The following is a 16,937-nucleotide window of genomic DNA, read 5'->3' on the forward strand; positions in this document are numbered from 1 at the left end:
GGGAGAGGCCCATGTTAACGGTACATCATCTCAATCAGTCACGATCGCAGCGCGTATTATGGGCGCTGGAAGAGTTGCAGCTGCCTTATCAGGTTGTCTCTTATCAGCGGGGAAAGGATATGCTCGCGCCAGCGGAGTTAAAAAGCGTTCATCCATTGGGCAAATCGCCGGTCGTAGAAGATAACGGCCATATTCTGGCGGAGTCCGGCGCCATTCTGGAGTATTTACAGGAAACCTATGATAGCGCCAGGCGCTTAAAGCCTGAGTCGGTGGAAGATAAACTGCAATACCGCTTTTGGCTGCACTATGCCGAGGGTTCGCTGATGCCCCTGCTGCTGATGAAGCTGGTGTTTTCCAGCCTGGGCAAGCCCCCGGTGCCGTTTGGCATACGCACGCTGGGCAATGCATTAGGCAAAGGGGTGCAAAAGGCCTGGCTTAACCGACAGGTTGAGACCCATGCCCGCTTTATTGAATCGCACCTTTCTCGCCAGCGCTGGTTTGCCGGCGCTGAGCTGAGTATGGCTGATATTCAGATGAGCTTTCCGGCAATGGCGTTGCTGGCGCGCGGCGGGGTGGGGGATTTACCGCATCTGACGCAGTGGGTTCAGCGGGTAGAGCAGCGTCCGGCCTGGCAGAAGGCGATTGAGCGTGGGGGCCCATTTACCTTACCCGGCGAATGAACCATTACTAAAGCCGATGACAGGGGAAAATTGCTATCAGCGCAATACAAAAATGTTACCGGATTGCGCATGGACGATAACGTTTGCGCATCGGCTGGTTATTTCATGAACGTCATAAGCGAAATTTAGCTAAATCCGACAAACTTCTGTTGAAAAGGCCCGTCTAAAGGCTGGATAATCGTTTGCCTTTTTATTTTGCTCATCATTTCCTCTGCTGACAGGGGGGAGCAAAGTCATTCTTCACACCGTATTGTATGCGCGGAGTTAAACGTTTGCTTTTCACAGCCCCTGGCGCTGCGATGTAGCACAAGGAGATCGCGTTTAACTGGCAGTGGATGGTCCACCTCGCATCCAGACGAACGATAAAAATTCTCAGGGGAAGTTTTCTATGTCTACGCCTTCAGCGCGTACCGGCGGTTCATTGGACGCCTGGTTTAAAATTTCTGCTCGCGGCAGTACCGTGCGTCAGGAAATCGTTGCCGGTCTTACCACCTTCCTGGCGATGGTCTACTCCGTCATCGTGGTGCCGGGGATGCTCGGCAAAGCGGGTTTTCCGCCAGCTGCGGTATTTGTTTCCACCTGTCTGGTTGCCGGCGTCGGCTCGCTGGTGATGGGGCTGTGGGCGAACCTGCCGCTGGCGATTGGCTGCGCCATCTCGCTGACCGCTTTTACCGCTTTTAGCCTGGTGCTGGGCCAACAGATCAGCATTCCGGTCGCGCTGGGCGCGGTCTTCCTGATGGGCGTACTGTTTACCGTCATCTCCGCAACCGGCATTCGTAGCTGGATCCTGCGTAACTTGCCGCAGGGCGTTGCGCACGGCACGGGGATTGGTATCGGTCTGTTCCTGTTGCTGATTGCCGCCAACGGCGTTGGTCTGGTGATCAAAAACCCGCTGGACGGTCTGCCGGTGGCGCTGGGTAATTTTGACAGTTTCCCGGTGATTATGTCGCTGGTCGGGCTGGCAGTGATTATTGGCCTCGAAAAACTGAAAGTGCCGGGCGGTATCCTGCTGACGATTATCGGCGTTTCGATTATCGGCCTGATCTTCGATCCTAACGTTCACTTCTCCGGCATCTTCGCCATGCCGTCGCTGAGCGACGATAAAGGCAACTCGCTGATCGGCAGCCTGGATATCGTGGGCGCGCTCAACCCGGTCGTGCTGCCAAGCGTGCTTGCGCTGGTGATGACCGCGGTGTTTGACGCCACCGGCACGATCCGCGCGGTGGCCGGTCAGGCGAACCTGCTGGATAAAGACGGGCAGATTATCAACGGCGGCAAAGCGCTGACCACCGACTCCCTGAGCAGCGTCTTCTCCGGCCTGGTCGGGGCGGCGCCGGCGGCAGTGTATATCGAGTCTGCTGCCGGTACGGCGGCGGGCGGTAAAACCGGCCTGACCGCAGTGACCGTCGGCGTGCTGTTCCTGCTGATCCTGTTTCTCTCTCCGCTCTCCTATCTGGTTCCGGCTTATGCTACCGCGCCGGCGCTGATGTACGTCGGCCTGCTGATGCTGAGCAACGTGGCGAAAATCGATTTCAACGACTTTGTTGATGCGATGGCGGGGCTCATCACCGCGGTCTTTATCGTGCTGACCTGTAACATCGTTACCGGCATCATGATTGGTTTTGCGGCGCTGGTGATTGGCCGTCTGGTATCCGGCGAATGGCGTAAGCTGAACCTGGGGACGGTGATTATCGCCGCGGCGCTGGTCATCTTCTATGCTGGCGGTTGGGCGATTTAACTTTTCCTGCTAACGGCGGGCGGCTTTGGCCGCCCGTTTAATTTTTAAGCCACATCCTGTTTCCTTTTGCGTTAATCTGAGTAGCGTATTATGCCGAGACATGACGCCTCAGATGTAAAAAAGAAAACGCAGCAAACAGGGAACACATGGAAATATTCTTTACCATACTCATCATGACCCTCGTGGTCTCTCTCTCCGGGGTGGTTACACGCGTACTGCCCTTTCAGGTTCCACTACCTTTAATCCAAATCGCCATCGGCGCGCTGTTGGCCTGGCCTACCTTCGGATTGCATGTTGAATTCGATCCTGAACTCTTTCTGGTTCTGTTCATCCCGCCGCTGCTATTTGCCGATGGCTGGAAGACGCCGACCCGCGAGTTTATTGAGCATGGGCGAGAAATCTTCGGTCTGGCGCTGGCGTTAGTGGTGGTGACGGTGGTCGGTATTGGCTATCTCATCTACTGGATCGTTCCCGGTATCCCGCTGATTCCGGCTTTTGCCCTCGCGGCCGTCCTGTCGCCAACGGATGCCGTCGCGCTGTCCGGCATCGTCGGCGAAGGGCGTATTCCGAAAAAAATTATGGGAATTTTGCAGGGCGAAGCGCTGATGAACGATGCGTCCGGCCTGGTCTCCCTGAAGTTTGCCGTTGCGGTGGCGATGGGCACGATGGTCTTTACCGTCGGCGGCGCGACGGTGGAGTTCTTCAAGGTGGCGGTCGGCGGTATTCTCGCGGGCTTTGTGGTCAGCTGGCTGTACGGGCGTTCAATGCGCTTCCTTAGCCGCTGGGGCGGCGATGAACCGGCAACGCAAATTGTGCTGCTGTTCCTGCTGCCGTTCGCCTCTTACCTGATCGCTGAACACATCGGCTTTTCCGGCATCCTGGCGGCAGTCGCGGCGGGGATGACCATCACCCGTTCCGGCGTGATGCGCAGCGCGCCGCTGGCGATGCGCCTGCGCGCCAACAGCACCTGGGCGATGCTGGAGTTCGTGTTTAACGGCATGGTGTTCCTGCTGTTGGGCCTGCAGCTGCCGGATATTCTCTCCAGCTCGCTGGTGGCCGCAGAGGCGGATCCCAACGTCGAAACCTGGATGTTGTTTACCGATATCATCCTGATTTATGCCGCCCTGATGCTGGTGCGTTTTGGCTGGCTGTGGACGATGCGCAAGCTGAGCCAGCGTTTCCTGAAAAAGAAACCGATGGAGTTCGGCTCCTGGACCACGCGCGAGCTGCTGATCTCCTCCGTCGCTGGCGTTCGCGGGGCCATTACCCTTGCCGGTGTGCTGTCGATTCCTCTGCTGCTGCCGGACGGCAACGTCTTCCCGGCGCGCTATGAGCTGGTATTCCTTGCCGCCGGGGTGATTCTGTTCTCTCTGTTTGTCGGCGTGATTGTGCTGCCGATTCTGCTGCGCCATATCGAGTCGACCGACCATGTACAGCAGCGCAAAGAGGAGCGCCTGGCGCGGGCGGCAACGGCGGATGTGGCGATTGTCGCGATTCAGAAAATGGAAGAGCGTCTGGCGGCGGATACCAAAGAAAACATCGATAATCAGCTGCTGACTGAGGTCAGCTCGCGGGTAATTGGTAACCTGCGCCGTCGCGTTGATGGGCGTAACGATGTGGAAACCTCGATGCTGGAAGAGAGCCTCGAGCGCCGGTTCCGTCTGGCGGCGCTGCGTTCTGAACGCGGGGAGCTGTACCATCTGCGCGCCACCCGGCAGATCAGTAACGAGACGCTGCAGAAGCTGCTGCACGATCTCGACCTGCTGGAAGCGCTGCTTATCGAGGATCAGTAACACCGTACTCGTCCGCGACGGCGCCTGAGTCGCCTTGTCCGGGCTACCGCCCCTCAGACGATGGGGAATCTGTAGCCCGGATAAGGCGTTGACGCCGCGGTTAAGCGTGCCGCTTTCGGCATCTTACTTCAGCCAGAACGCCTTACTGCACTCCAGCCACGCCCGCGCGCTGTGCGACATGTACACGCCTTCCCGCCAAATCATTCCCAGTTCCCAGCGTAGATCGCTTTGTAACAGTATCCAGCAAAAGCTCTGCGGGTCGAGGCGCTGGCAAATCGGCTCCGGTAAAATCGCGACGCCAATTCCGGCCTGTACCATCGCGGCCAGAAAATCCCACTGTCCGCTGCGCACGGCGATACGCGGCTTAACTTCATGCTGAGTAAATAGCCGCATCAGCTGCTGGCTGAGGGCGAAATCCTCGTTGTAGATCACCAGCGGATGTGCGGCGAGCGCTTCCGGCGACAACGAACTGATGCCTTCCCACTGCGCCGTTCTCGGCGTCAGCACGCAGAGCGGATGGCTGAACAGCGAGAGCGTGGTTAAGCCGCTGGCCTCATCAACGGGAAGCGCGGTCATGGCTAAATCCAGTTCACCGTTGCTTACCGCCTGCTGCACGGTCAGCCCGCCGAATTCGGAGATTTTCAATTCCACACCCGCATAGCGCTGGCGAAAGCGGCTAATCGGTTCGGCCATCAACATCCCGACCATCGGCGGAATGCCGAGACGCAGTACGCCCTTATGCAGATGATTAATATCGCTTAGCTCCGACTCCAGCTGATGAAATTCACCAAGGATGGCCTGTCCGCGCTCGAAAACTACCCGACCGGTATCGGTCAGCAGCAGCCGACGACCGTCGCGGATCAGCAGCGTGCAGTTCAGCTCATCTTCCAGATTCTTGAGCATCTTACTGATGGTCGGCTGCGTGACGAACAACTTCTCCGCTGCGCGGGTAAAGCTTTGCTGGCGCACCACTTCGACAAAATAGCGCAGCGTTCGGATATCCATAATTATTCCCTGAGACTATACCTGTGATGATTTTAATTCATTTCTGCCGGGCCCGGCGGCTCTCTATACTGCTCGCCTGTCTTCTTTTTCAGGAATACCGCTCATGGCCTTTGCGCCAGCTCGCGTGACGCCCTTCGTTATGCAACGTCTTCAGGTACCTGTTCAGGTACTGATCTACGCCGGACTGTTCGTCTGCGCTGACTATTTTGTTAACTGGCTGCACCTGCCGCTTCCGGCGAACCTTGTCGGCATGCTGATGATGTTGACGCTGATAGTCTGCCGGGTGATCCCTTTAAACTGGGTACGCGCCGGCGCCCGCTGGCTGCTGGCCGAGATGCTGCTGTTCTTCGTGCCGGCGGTAGTGGCGGTCGTCAACTACGCGCAACTGCTGATGGTGGAGGGCTGGCGCATCTTTCTGGTGATTGGCTTAAGTACCATGATGGTGCTGGGCGCGACGGCATGGGTGGTTGATAAAGTGTATCGCTATGAAGTCAGCAGGATGAAACATGAGTGATTTCCAGCTGAGCGTCCTGTGTCTTCTTGTCACGCTGGGGCTCTATTTTGCCAATAAACGGCTTTATCGCCGCTTCCATAAACTGCCCCTGATGCCGCTGGTTTTCACCCCGATCCTGCTGGTGATGATGCTGGTATTCGGCCATATCTCTTATCAAAGCTATATGGGGGAGGCCCACTGGCTGCTATGGCTGCTGGGCCCGGCGACTATCGCTTTCGCCGTGCCGGTGTATGACAATCTGGCGATTATTAAACGCCACTGGATGTCGCTGACGGCCGGAGTAACGACCGCGTCGGTTGTTGCGGTGACCAGTTCGGTGTGGCTGGCGCGGCTGTTTACCTTGCCCGATGAGATCCAGCGTAGCCTGGCGGTACGTTCGGTGACCACGCCCTTTGCGCTGGCGGCAGCTAAACCGCTGGGCGGTCAGCCTGATTTAGTCGCCCTGTTTGTCGTGGTCACCGGGGTATTCGGCATGGCGGTGGGTGATGTGCTGTTTCTGCGTCTTTCTATTCGCGAAGGGATGGCTAAAGGAGCGGGTTTCGGCGCGGCATCCCACGGCGCCGGTACCGCGCGATCTTATGAACTGGGGCCGCAGGAGGGCGTGGTCGCCAGCCTGGTGATGATGCTTTCCGGCGTTGTGATGGTATTGACCGCGCCGCTGGTGCGCTGGGCAATGTTCTGACTATTATTTTCTGTGGTTTATCCTCCGCAAGGAAATAGACCACAGAAAAAATATATATCATCAATATTTATTTCAGTTGTCATTTCATATTTGATATACCTCAACCAATATAATCAGCACTTGAATCGTTGAAAACATGAAGTCATGTAAAAGTAGATGAAGTTTATCCATCGATGATAATCTCACTTATTTTACGTTTAAGTGTAACTAAATGTTTCAATGCTGCTTCATTTTAACTTGATTCACAAATATAAATCACTATATTTATTTGCAGTATGAATGAGTGGTTTTTGCAATCTGTTGTTTTTATTTGTTTATTTTTAAATCATGTATTTATCTTATAGGTTAATCTCATTTATGATTTTAGGATTATTCTTCATTAGTTATTGAGGGTAATCTTGTTTTTGGATATCTTATTGAGGTGAGCTTTTATTATTGAATGGATTCATGTGGAGCTTGAGCTTTTGCTTCAATATTTAAAATAATATTGTAAGCAGGCAGTTTATTTCCCTAAGCGCTGATATAACTTATAGATTGAGTTGATGCCTGTTTCCCTTCTCTAATAGATTGCCATAAACAATTGATGGACTGATTGTTAATCTTAATAAACAGGAGAATACCAATGAAAATGAATGCAATAACTCTGGCTAAAATAGTCGCCTTCTCGGCGGGCTGCTCACTGGTGACAATGGCGCAGGCGGATAACACCATTACTTTTACCGGCACGGTCTCTGATACTACCTGTACAGCTACTATCGATAACGGCGTCTCATCTATTGAGATGGGGACCTCCTCCGTCGCGGATCTGAAGGCGAATACCTATGGCGCGGCTAAGAGTTTTTCTTTCACCCTGACCGGTTGCCCGAAAGTGGCTGATGGCGGTAACGCTAAGGCCAGAGTCACCTTTGGCGGTGAAGCCGATGAAACTAACAGCGATTACTTTAAGAACCAGGCTTCCGCATCGCCTGCGACGGGCGTTGCCGTGGCTATTTTTGATAACCAGGGTGCGCTGCTTAAAAATAATACTGAAGGCGCCGATGTGGATATTTCCTCCGGCGCTGCGACCATTCCTTTCACCGTAAAAATGGCGAAAGCAGGCAGTGCTGAACCGACTAAAGGCGCCGTTCAGACAACGGTAACCTACAACGTTACGTACTATTAATTCAGACGCTAATAAATACCAAGGGAAAGGGTAACTCTTTCCCTTACTGGACTCCATTATGAACAGATTATTCTACTTTATTTGTTTTTATTTGTGTGCGTTTGCGGCGCAGGCAAGCGTAGTCGTGGGCGGCACGCGGGTGATATTCGATGGCACACAAAAGTCGACGACGGTATCTGTTCAAAATAAGGATAATGTGACCAATATCGTTCAGTCCTGGATCTCCGTTGTCGATGCGGCCTCGCCAGCGAAAGATACATTCATCACAACGCCTCCGCTATTTCGCCTGAAGTCCGGAGAGCAAGGATTTGTACGCATTCTACGTTCGGGTAAACCTTTAGCGGAGGATCGGGAATCCATGTTCTGGTTGAATATTAAAGGGATTCCCGCCATGGAGAACGCGCCGGACAAAAATATGGTTCAGTTTGCGATTAATTCCAGGATAAAGCTTATTTTTCGACCCGCCGCATTGAAAAGCGCCATACCAGAAAATTTTGCCGAAAAGCTGCAGTGGTCTGCTGAAGGGCGAGATATAAAAGTGAAAAATATTTCTCCTCTATATATGAATTTCTCTGAAGTTTTGGTTAACGGCAAAGCAGTACCTGAAGCGTGGTTTGTTGCCCCCTTTTCAACAATAAAAATACCGGTAGCAAATGCCTCTTCTGCGGGCAAAAAGAAAATCACATGGAGCGTGATCAATGATTATGGAATGCCTGGACCGAAATATACCGCCATCATTCAATAACGTTGGAAAGCGTTATACCTTTTTATTGACCAGCGGCTATGCCGCCTTCATTTTCAGCTTTGCCACAATACCTCTCCCGGCGATGGCAGGTGAGTACTTCAATCCCCATCTGCTGGAGGTAAACGAAACCGGTACCTCCGCCGTTGACTTAACCTATATTTCTGAAGAGACCATTCCGCCAGGTGACTACAACCTGGATGTCTATATTAACCATACGTTTGTGGCTTCTGAGTCCGTCATTTTTACGCGACAGGATCAAAATAACGCCGCTTCATCCCGGCCATGTCTTTCCGTCGCGCGCCTGAAAGAGTGGTCGATTAAAACCGAAGATTATCCTGAGCTTACCGTGGCGGGTTCGGAGTGCGCAAAACTGTCTGCGATCCCCGGATGGGAGACGGCGGTACAGCTCTCGCAACAGCGAATCGACTTTACCTTACCCCAGGTGGCTTTAGTGCACCGTCCGCGGGGGTATGTCCCGGAAAGCCGATGGCAGCAGGGCATTACCGCCGGGCTATTGAATTACAACATTTCCGGGCAAAAAACCGATCCGCGAGATGGAGGCGTTTCCACCTCCAGCCAGTTTGTCAGCCTGCAGCCGGGGTTGAACGTTGGGCCGTGGCGTTTACGTAATTACAGCACCCTCAATCATAATGACGATGGCAGTCAGTGGGACTCCGTCTATAGCTATATTTCACGCGATATCCACGCCCTGAAAGGTCAGCTGATAGTGGGGCAAACCTATACTTCTTCGGCGGTGTTTGACAGCATCAGCTTCACCGGCCTGCAGCTGAACTCTGATAAAGAGATGCTCCCGGACAGCCTGAACGGCTTCGCACCGGTCATAAAAGGCATCGCGCGCTCGACCGCAGACGTGACGGTTTATCAAAACGGATACAGCATTTATAAAACAACGGTCTCTCCCGGCGCCTTTGAGATAAACGATCTTTATCCCACGGGAAGCGCGGGCGATCTCTACGTGACGGTGAAAGAATCAGACGGTAGTGAGCAGAGCTTTGTGGTGCCGTTTGCTTCACTGGCAATATTACAACGTGAAGGGCAGGTTGATTACGCTTTCAGCGGCGGCAAGACGCGCTCGGGAAGCGCGGGCGGAAAGGAGTATCAGTTTCTGCAATCCAACGTTGCCTGGGGAGCGTTGAGCAACGTCACGCTGTACGGCGGCTTTCAGCAATTAGAGGATAAATACAGTAATCTCCTGCTGGGGGCCGGGTTTAATTTGGGTTCAGTCGGGGCGCTCTCTTTTGATGCTTCTCAGTCCTGGGCTGACATAAAAGAAAATTCCTCATCGGATAACGCCTCATCCAGCGAAGGGCAGTCATACCGCGTGCGCTTTAGTAAAGATTTTCCACAGACGGGGACAAACTTTTCCGTTGCCGGGTACCGTTACTCAACGCATGGTTATTATTCTCTGCAGAACTTTATCGATCGGGCGGACTCTCATCGCGCCTGCTGTTCGTCATCCGGTCGGACTAAAGACCGCTTTGACGCTTCAGCGTCGCAGATTTTCTCCGGATTCGGTTCACTCTCCCTTTCGCTGGTCAGTGAGTCTTACTGGAATAACTCGCGGATGGAGTCGCTGGGCGTGAGTTATAGCAATACGTTTGGCCGGATGTCCTACTTCATTAACTACGCCTATAACCGCAATGTGCAGAGCAGCGGCCAGAATGAAAATAACTCGCCTTCCAGCGACAGCATTATTTCGCTAACCGTGAGTATTCCTTTCGGCGCCGATATATCAGCCAGCTACAATATGAACAGCAGCCGGGTGGGAGACACCACTCACAGTCTTGGTTTAAATGGCTCCGCTTTCGCCGATCGTTCTCTGAACTGGAACGTGCAGGAGGGATATAACGCCAGCGATAAAAGCACCTCAGGGAACATCAACCTCAACTACCAGGGCTCAAAAGGTGAAGTCACCGCCGGATACGGTTATGACAGCAACAGCGCCCACTATAATTATTCGCTACGCGGTGGGATGCTCGCCCATTCCGGCGGGATAACGCTGTCACGCTATCTGGGCGAGAGCGTTGCGCTGATTGAAGCGCCTGGCGTCAGGGATATCGCGGTACGCGGGCAGACTAACGTCATGACCGATTCTGCCGGGTATGCCGTAGTGCCTTTCGTTCGCCCTTATCATGAAAACAATCTCTCCCTTGATGAACAGCAGGTCTCGGGAGCGGAAATAGATAATATTGTCAGAACGGTGGTCCCGACGCGCAATGCGATCGTAAAAGTTAAATATGATACCTGGATTGGCTATAAGGCCATGATGACCTTGCAATTTCATCATAAAGATGTGCCGTTTGGCGCGGTGATTACGCTAGAGGATGAAAGTCAGGAGTATAAACAAAAACGCAGCGCTATTGTCGGTGATTCCGGGCAGGCCTATTTGACCGGGCTGCCAGAAAAAGGCCGCTTATTTGTGAAGTGGGGCGATGCTTTAACTCGCCAGTGTTATGTCAATTATGATTTATCATCTAACAAATCAATTGACGATATTGTTTTTTATACGGCGGATTGCCGATGAACAATCTCAATATATTGTGTTTTGAGCACACCACTAAAATGATAGCGATGCGGATACACCATGCTCAATCGCCATTGCGGCTAGCGATAGCTGCAATAGCAGGGCTACTGGCCAGTGCTTCATCTGCCTGGGCCTATGACGCTACGAGTACCGTCAATTTTAATGTCACCGGCAATATTGAAGAACCTGTCTGTGAGGTTTTTGTAAAACCGTCCAATGCTATCAGCCTGGGGACGGTTTCTTCTCAGCGTCTGACCGGTAAGCCGGGGGCCAGTAGCGATACCACAACCGTTTCCCTGGCATTTGATAACTGCTCAACCGGTACGTCTTCAGTGACGATAACGTTTAGCGGCGCTCCGTTTGATAGTACTTATCCCACAATTTATGTCAGTGAGCTGATTGATGGGGCAAAGGATGTTGGCTTACAGCTTGTGAGTGCCGCGGATGGGAAAACGCTGGGTCCAAACGAGAGTTATACCTATGCATTTACGGCCTCCCCTGGCGGACACGCCTTTGATATGGCGGCCAGAATGTATACGCCATACGGCAAAGTAACGCCAGGAAACGTTGCCTATACGGTCACTTTCAACGTGTCATACAAATGACGGAAGGTGTTTAGGGATATATATGAATAAATATTTTTTATTACTATTGATGTTGGTTTTCCCTATTTATGGTTGGTCCTGTAGCTCTGGGGCCAATTATGGTGATGTGACGATGGCAAATCTACCCGAACAAATATTAATTAATGCGGGGAGTTATTCTGCCGGAACGGTCCTTTATGACTCCGGGAGAATAACGCGTTCGAATACTCAGGTCTGGAACTGTGAGGGGAAGATGTATGCCCGTTTTGAATGGTCTTCAGCAAATGCAGGCGCACTTACTGGCGATCATATCTATACGACATCCGTACCGGGTATTGGTTTAAGAGTGAAAGTCTGGCTGAATATTACCGGTGAATATGATGGCGATACTGACGATTTTCTCCCTGATTACACTGAGCATTATATTGGCGACTCAGAGTTTTATCTTGGAAAACCAGGGGGGTTTTTAGATATCTATGCCACAACAAACTATTCACCCGCCTACCAGCTACAGCTGGTGGCCACGGGAGGCGCAATCGCCAGCAACAGCTCTCTGTCGATAAAGGACCCTATCTCATCGGTTTCGCTTAAAGATAGCACTGGCACGATGGTTATTTCCCAACTGCACATCAGCGGTACGACGCAAATCAAGCTGACGCCGATGGGCTGTACGGCAGGTACGACCGCGCTGAATTTCCCTATGGGCTCCGTGAAAACGAGTGAGTTTACTCTTTCCTCGACAGCCGGCTCCGCCCAGCAAACGCTGATGCTTTCCTGCGAACCCGGAACCAATATATCAATGCGTGTGACGGCGACTGAAGCCGAAGGCGATAATCCGAACAGGAGCGTTATTGCGTTAACGGCGGGGGAAAACGTAGCAACCGGTGTGGGTGTGCAGTTAAGCCTCAACGGGAAGGTCATACCGTTAAACACCAGTTTTTATTTAAGTACATCCAGCAGAAGTGTAACGTTGAATGCCGGAGCTGAGGCCAGCTACGCAACCTTCACCTACCCGAATAATCCCGGCGGCGCTGCTGCATCGAACTCGCTCATCTTTTCGACTAACTATTACAAAACCGGGGCTGAAGTGACGCCTGGAACGGCCAACGCCAGCGGAACGATAACATTTACCTATAACTAGAATCACCCCTACCCCAGCCGTCAGGCCGGGGTAGGGGTAATCATTAATGCGCCTGACCTTTCTCAATACCGATCCCGGTCTGAGAACGAATAAACTGGGCGCGGAACAGTTCACGCTCGCGCGCGCCTTCCGCGGAGCTATCGGTAGCAGAGAAGAACCAGATACCGATAAAGGCCACGGCGATAGAGAACAGCGCCGGATATTCATATGGGAATATCGCCTTTTCGTGACCGAGGATCTGCACCCAGATAGTCGGACCGAGGATCATCAAAATCACCGCGGTCAGCAGACCCAGCCAGCCGCCAATCATCGCCCCGCGCGTGGTCAGCTTCGACCAGTACATCGACAACAGGATAATCGGGAAGTTACAGCTGGCGGCGATGGAGAACGCCAGGCCGACCATAAAGGCGATGTTCTGATTCTCGAACAGGATACCCAGCAGAATCGCCACCACGCCGAGGATCAGTACGGTAATTTTCGACACCTTGAGTTCCTGACGCTCGGTCGCGCCTTTGCGGAACACGTTAGCGTACAGGTCGTGAGACACCGCCGATGCACCCGCCAGCGTCAGGCCTGCAACCACCGCCAGAATCGTGGCGAAGGCGACCGCTGAGATAAAGCCAAGGAACAGGTTGCCGCCGACCGCATCCGCCAGATGCACTGCCGCCATATTGTTGCCGCCGATAAGCTGCCCGGCCGCGTCTTTGAACGCCGGATTCGCCCCCACCAGCATGATGGCGCCGAAGCCGATGATAAAGGTCAGAATATAGAAGTAACCCATAAAGCCGGTGGCATAGAACACGCTCTTACGCGCTTCTTTGGCATCGCTCACGGTGAAGAAACGCATCAGAATATGCGGCAGACCCGCGGTGCCGAACATCAGCCCGAGGCCGAGCGAGAGCGCCGATATCGGATCTTTTACCAGTCCGCCGGGGCTCATAATCGCCGAGCCTTTCGGGTGCACCGCCATTGCTTCGGTGAACAGATTATTGAAGCTGAAGCCGACGTGCTTCATCACCATAAAGGCCATAAAGCTGGCGCCGAACAGCAGCAGGACCGCTTTAATAATCTGCACCCAGGTGGTGGCGAGCATGCCGCCAAACAGGACGTAGAGCACCATCAGCACGCCGACAAGCACTACCGCGACGTGGTAGTTGAGGCCGAACAGCAGTTGAATCAGCTTACCCGCGCCGACCATCTGGGCGATGAGGTAGAGCGCCACTACCACCAGCGAACCGCAGGCGGAAAGGGTGCGAATCGGCCCCTGTTTGAGACGATAGGAGGCCACGTCGGCAAACGTGTAGCGGCCGAGGTTACGCAGGCGTTCGGCGATCAGGAACAGAATAATCGGCCAGCCGACGAGGAAACCGAGCGAGTAGATCAGCCCGTCGTAGCCGGAGGTGTAAACCAGTGCGGAAATACCGAGAAACGAGGCCGCCGACATAAAGTCGCCGGCAATCGCCAGACCGTTCTGGAAACCGGTAATGTTGCCGCCAGCGGTGTAGTAGTCGCTGCGTGACCGTACGCGTTTTGACGCCCAGTAAGTGATATACAGCGTCAGGGCGACAAAAATCAGGAACATGATGATCGCCTGCCAGTTGGTCGGCTGGCGCTGTACCGCGCCGGTGAGGGCATCTGCGGCATTGACGGTCAAAGGGAGCGTGGCGGCGAGCGCCGTCAGGACTTTCTTCATGATGCTTTAACCTCGCTGAGAATGCTTTTTGTCAGCCGATCAAATTCACCATTTGCCCGCCAGACGTATATTCCGGTTAATACGAAAGAGATAACGATCACGCCGATACCAATCGGAATACCCCGGGTGACGCTGGTTCCCGCATGCAGCGGCGTGCCCAGCCAGCCGGGGGCAAAGGCGATAAGCAGAATAAAGCCCACATAAATCACCAGCATAATCAGTGACAGGATGGCGGCAAACCTTTGCCGGGCTGCAACAAGCTCCTTAAAATGCGCACTATTTTCTATCCGCTGACAAATCTGATCGTTCATCATAGCGTCTCCAGAGGTTCCCTTTTGTCATCCACGCGCCGGTCGTCGGCAACACTTATCCCCCCGGCAGTTAACTGTCGGGAGTCAGCCTGTTTACCGCTTTCCTGCTACCTGAAATCCTTGGGGAGTGGGTATTTATATCCTCTCCCCTGGTGGGGAGAGGGTGTAGGGGATCGGTTAGTTTATGATGGCATAGCGATGGCCTGCTTCTCTTCGAGCAGTTTTTCCACCACGCCAGGATCGGCAAGCGTTGAGGTATCGCCGAGATTACTGGTATCGCCCGCGGCAATTTTGCGCAGTATACGGCGCATGATTTTGCCCGAACGGGTTTTCGGTAACGAATCGGTCCAGTGCAGCACGTCCGGCGTCGCCAGCGGGCCAATCTCCTTACGGACCCAGTTGCGCACCTCGGCGTAGAGCTCCGGCGTCGGTTCTTCGCCATGGTTGAGAGTGACGTAAGCGTAAATGGCCTGGCCTTTGATGTTATGCGGAATGCCGACCACCGCCGCTTCGGCGATTTTCGGATGCGACACCAGCGCCGATTCGATTTCGGCGGTTCCGAGACGGTGGCCGGAAACGTTCAGCACGTCATCGACGCGACCGGTGATCCAGTAGTAGCCATCTTCGTCACGGCGCGCGCCGTCGCCGCTGAAGTACATATTTTTAAAGGTCGAAAAGTAGGTCTGTTCGAAGCGTTCGTGGTCGCCAAACAGCGTACGCGCCTGGCCCGGCCAGGAGTCGGCGATCGCCAGGTTACCTTCGGTGGCGCCTTCCAGCGGCGTGCCTTCGTTATCCACCAGCACCGGCTGAACGCCGAAGAAGGGACGCGTCGCGGAACCGGCCTTCAGCTCAATGGCGCCGGGCAGCGGGGTGATCATAAAGCCGCCGGTTTCGGTTTGCCACCAGGTGTCCATCACCGGGCACTTCTCGTTGCCGATCTTCTTCCAGTACCACTCCCAGGCTTCCGGGTTAATTGGTTCGCCGACGGAGCCGAGAATGCGCAGGGAAGAGCGGTCGGTGCCTTCAATAGCCTTATCGCCTTCCGCCATCAGCGCGCGGATCGCCGTGGGGGCGGTATAAAGAATGTTGACCTGATGCTTGTCGACCACCTGGCACATGCGCGCCGGGGTTGGCCAGTTCGGTACGCCCTCGAACATCAGCGTCGTCGCGCCGCAGGCCAGCGGACCGTACAGGAGGTAGCTGTGGCCGGTGACCCAGCCGACGTCGGCGGTGCACCAGTAGATGTCGCCCGGATGGTAGTCAAAAACGTATTTAAACGTTGAGGCCGCATAGACCAGGTAACCGCCGGTAGTATGCAGTACGCCCTTTGGCTTACCGGTCGAGCCGGAGGTATAAAGGATAAACAGCGGATCTTCAGCGTTCATCTCTTCAGGCTGGTGTTCCGCGCTGGCTTTCTCAATCAGATCGCTCCACCACAGGTCGCGGCCTTCCTGCCAGTCGATTTTGCCGCCGGTACGTTTAAACACCACCACGTTTTCGATGCTCTTCACGTGCGGATTTTTCAGCGCGTCGTCGACGTTCTTCTTCAGCGGGATCGCACGACCGGCGCGCAGGCCTTCATCAGAGGTGATCACCAGGCGGGAGTTGGAATCGATGATACGTCCGGCGACCGCTTCCGGTGAGAAGCCGCCGAAAATCACCGAATGGATAGCGCCGATGCGGGCGCAGGCCAGCATGGCCACCGCGGCTTCCGGCACCATCGGCATATAGATAGCCACGACATCGCCCTTTTTAATGCCGAGGTCGAGCAGGACATTGGCAAAGCGGCAGACATCACGGTGGAGTTCGCGATAAGTGATATTTTTGCTCTGGCTGGCGTCGTCGCCTTCCCAGATGATGGCCGTCTGGTCGCCGCGCTCCGCCAGATGGCGATCGAGACAGTTAGCGGCCAGGTTAAGGGTGCCGTCTTCGTACCATTTGATGGAGATATTACCCGGCGCGAACGAGGTGTTTTTCACGCGCGTGTAGGGCTTGATCCAGTCGAGAATTTTGCCCTGCTCGCCCCAGAAGGCATCAGGGTCGGTGACGGACTGCTGATACTGCGCCTCGTACTGTTCCGGGTTAATCAGGCAGCGTTCCGCAATATTAGCGGGAATAGAGTGTTTATGTATTTGGCTCATGGCTTTTTTTCTCCTGTAGGTTGTTAAATATATGTCAAATAAACGTTAATAGTAGGGGCTTTGGCGGCTTTGTTTGCTATTTGGGGGACAGATCACGCATTGATTGAACTGAATGAAAATCAATCAAATGAAACTTTGAGGTGAAATAATTTCTGAAATGGATTTATAGAAAATGAATTTATTAAATATTTTTTATAACAAAT

14 protein-coding genes are annotated in these 16,937 nt (G+C 53.7%); 10 read left to right on the forward strand and 4 right to left on the reverse strand.

The features are described 5' to 3' along the window. Window positions 1–11 precede the first annotated feature (11 nt). The 3 genes from K2184_RS09735 to K2184_RS09745 all read left to right on the forward strand — a co-directional run bounded on the left by K2184_RS09735 (window position 12) and on the right by K2184_RS09745 (window position 4,211). The gene (locus K2184_RS09735) at window positions 12–680 is read left to right on the forward strand and encodes a glutathione S-transferase family protein (RefSeq protein ID WP_004109473.1); all 669 of its coding nucleotides are present in this window, start codon (window positions 12–14) and stop codon (window positions 678–680) included. 388 nt (window positions 681–1,068) lie between these two features. Continuing rightward, a complete protein-coding gene (locus tag K2184_RS09740; protein ID WP_004109470.1) occupies window positions 1,069–2,418 on the forward strand; it encodes an NCS2 family permease in 1,350 nt (449 codons plus the stop codon). A 146-nt stretch (window positions 2,419–2,564) separates the two neighbouring features. After that, window positions 2,565–4,211: a Na+/H+ antiporter gene (locus tag K2184_RS09745; RefSeq protein ID WP_004109468.1), complete on the forward strand. Its 1,647-nt coding sequence runs from the start codon at window positions 2,565–2,567 to the stop codon at window positions 4,209–4,211. Between the two features lie 123 nt (window positions 4,212–4,334). Here K2184_RS09745 and K2184_RS09750 read toward each other — a convergent pair whose 3' ends face one another. Next, the gene (locus tag K2184_RS09750; RefSeq protein ID WP_016808426.1) at window positions 4,335–5,216 is read right to left on the reverse strand and encodes a LysR family transcriptional regulator; all 882 of its coding nucleotides are present in this window, start codon (window positions 5,214–5,216) and stop codon (window positions 4,335–4,337) included. Window positions 5,217–5,319: 103 nt separating this feature from the next. Here K2184_RS09750 and K2184_RS09755 point away from each other — a divergent pair, with 103 nt between their 5' ends. The 7 genes from K2184_RS09755 (at window position 5,320) to K2184_RS09785 (ending at window position 12,589) form a co-directional block, all read left to right on the forward strand. Further along, window positions 5,320–5,730, forward strand: a complete 411-nt coding sequence (locus K2184_RS09755) for a CidA/LrgA family protein (RefSeq protein ID WP_004109448.1) — start codon at window positions 5,320–5,322, stop codon at window positions 5,728–5,730. Then, entirely contained in the window at window positions 5,723–6,412 is a 690-nt protein-coding gene (locus K2184_RS09760) for an LrgB family protein (RefSeq protein ID WP_017145119.1), read from the forward strand. Before K2184_RS09755 ends, K2184_RS09760 begins: the two co-directional genes overlap by 8 nt. Window positions 6,413–7,034: 622 nt before the next feature. Continuing rightward, the gene (locus K2184_RS09765) at window positions 7,035–7,574 is read left to right on the forward strand and encodes a fimbrial protein (protein ID WP_004109443.1); all 540 of its coding nucleotides are present in this window, start codon (window positions 7,035–7,037) and stop codon (window positions 7,572–7,574) included. 58 nt (window positions 7,575–7,632) lie between these two features. Next, a complete protein-coding gene (locus tag K2184_RS09770) occupies window positions 7,633–8,319 on the forward strand; it encodes a fimbrial assembly chaperone (protein WP_163525668.1) in 687 nt (228 codons plus the stop codon). Next, on the forward strand, window positions 8,273–10,864 hold the full coding sequence (locus tag K2184_RS09775; RefSeq protein ID WP_163525669.1) for a fimbria/pilus outer membrane usher protein: 2,592 nt from the start codon (window positions 8,273–8,275) through the stop codon (window positions 10,862–10,864). Before K2184_RS09770 ends, K2184_RS09775 begins: the two co-directional genes overlap by 47 nt. Further along, the gene (locus K2184_RS09780; protein WP_196557113.1) at window positions 10,861–11,469 is read left to right on the forward strand and encodes a fimbrial protein; all 609 of its coding nucleotides are present in this window, start codon (window positions 10,861–10,863) and stop codon (window positions 11,467–11,469) included. Before K2184_RS09775 ends, K2184_RS09780 begins: the two co-directional genes overlap by 4 nt. Window positions 11,470–11,491: 22 nt before the next feature. Continuing rightward, window positions 11,492–12,589 (forward strand): type 1 fimbrial protein, encoded by a 1,098-nt coding sequence (locus K2184_RS09785; protein ID WP_023320183.1) that lies wholly within the window; start codon window positions 11,492–11,494, stop codon window positions 12,587–12,589. A gap of 43 nt (window positions 12,590–12,632) precedes the next feature. Here the strand turns inward: K2184_RS09785 and actP are convergent, their stop codons facing one another. The 3 genes from actP to acs all read right to left on the reverse strand — a co-directional run bounded on the left by actP (window position 12,633) and on the right by acs (window position 16,734). Next, on the reverse strand, window positions 12,633–14,282 hold the full coding sequence (gene actP, locus K2184_RS09790) for a cation/acetate symporter ActP (protein ID WP_004109434.1): 1,650 nt from the start codon (window positions 14,280–14,282) through the stop codon (window positions 12,633–12,635). Beyond that, window positions 14,279–14,593: a DUF485 domain-containing protein gene (locus K2184_RS09795; RefSeq protein ID WP_004127871.1), complete on the reverse strand. Its 315-nt coding sequence runs from the start codon at window positions 14,591–14,593 to the stop codon at window positions 14,279–14,281. The genes actP and K2184_RS09795 overlap by 4 nt, the downstream gene beginning before the upstream one ends. Window positions 14,594–14,775: 182 nt before the next feature. Beyond that, window positions 14,776–16,734: an acetate--CoA ligase gene (acs, locus tag K2184_RS09800; RefSeq protein WP_004109430.1), complete on the reverse strand. Its 1,959-nt coding sequence runs from the start codon at window positions 16,732–16,734 to the stop codon at window positions 14,776–14,778. Window positions 16,735–16,937: the final 203 nt, after the last annotated feature.

Source organism: Klebsiella sp. K5-306, from assembly GCF_051835185.1.
Taxonomy (GTDB): domain Bacteria; phylum Pseudomonadota; class Gammaproteobacteria; order Enterobacterales; family Enterobacteriaceae; genus Klebsiella; species Klebsiella oxytoca.

Excerpts from the sequence above, each read along its gene's own strand:
- K2184_RS09735 (WP_004109473.1), top strand. The coding sequence starts at position 12 with ATGTTAACGGTACATCATCTCAATCAGTCACGATCGCAGCGCGTATTA.
- K2184_RS09740 (WP_004109470.1), top strand. The coding sequence starts at position 1,069 with ATGTCTACGCCTTCAGCGCGTACCGGCGGTTCATTGGACGCCTGGTTT.
- K2184_RS09745 (WP_004109468.1), top strand. The coding sequence starts at position 2,565 with ATGGAAATATTCTTTACCATACTCATCATGACCCTCGTGGTCTCTCTC.
- K2184_RS09750 (WP_016808426.1), bottom strand. The coding sequence starts at position 5,216 with ATGGATATCCGAACGCTGCGCTATTTTGTCGAAGTGGTGCGCCAGCAA.
- K2184_RS09755 (WP_004109448.1), top strand. The coding sequence starts at position 5,320 with ATGGCCTTTGCGCCAGCTCGCGTGACGCCCTTCGTTATGCAACGTCTT.
- K2184_RS09760 (WP_017145119.1), top strand. The coding sequence starts at position 5,723 with ATGAGTGATTTCCAGCTGAGCGTCCTGTGTCTTCTTGTCACGCTGGGG.
- K2184_RS09765 (WP_004109443.1), top strand. The coding sequence starts at position 7,035 with ATGAAAATGAATGCAATAACTCTGGCTAAAATAGTCGCCTTCTCGGCG.
- K2184_RS09770 (WP_163525668.1), top strand. The coding sequence starts at position 7,633 with ATGAACAGATTATTCTACTTTATTTGTTTTTATTTGTGTGCGTTTGCG.
- K2184_RS09775 (WP_163525669.1), top strand. The coding sequence starts at position 8,273 with ATGATTATGGAATGCCTGGACCGAAATATACCGCCATCATTCAATAAC.
- K2184_RS09780 (WP_196557113.1), top strand. The coding sequence starts at position 10,861 with ATGAACAATCTCAATATATTGTGTTTTGAGCACACCACTAAAATGATA.
- K2184_RS09785 (WP_023320183.1), top strand. The coding sequence starts at position 11,492 with ATGAATAAATATTTTTTATTACTATTGATGTTGGTTTTCCCTATTTAT.
- actP (WP_004109434.1), bottom strand. The coding sequence starts at position 14,282 with ATGAAGAAAGTCCTGACGGCGCTCGCCGCCACGCTCCCTTTGACCGTC.
- K2184_RS09795 (WP_004127871.1), bottom strand. The coding sequence starts at position 14,593 with ATGAACGATCAGATTTGTCAGCGGATAGAAAATAGTGCGCATTTTAAG.
- acs (WP_004109430.1), bottom strand. The coding sequence starts at position 16,734 with ATGAGCCAAATACATAAACACTCTATTCCCGCTAATATTGCGGAACGC.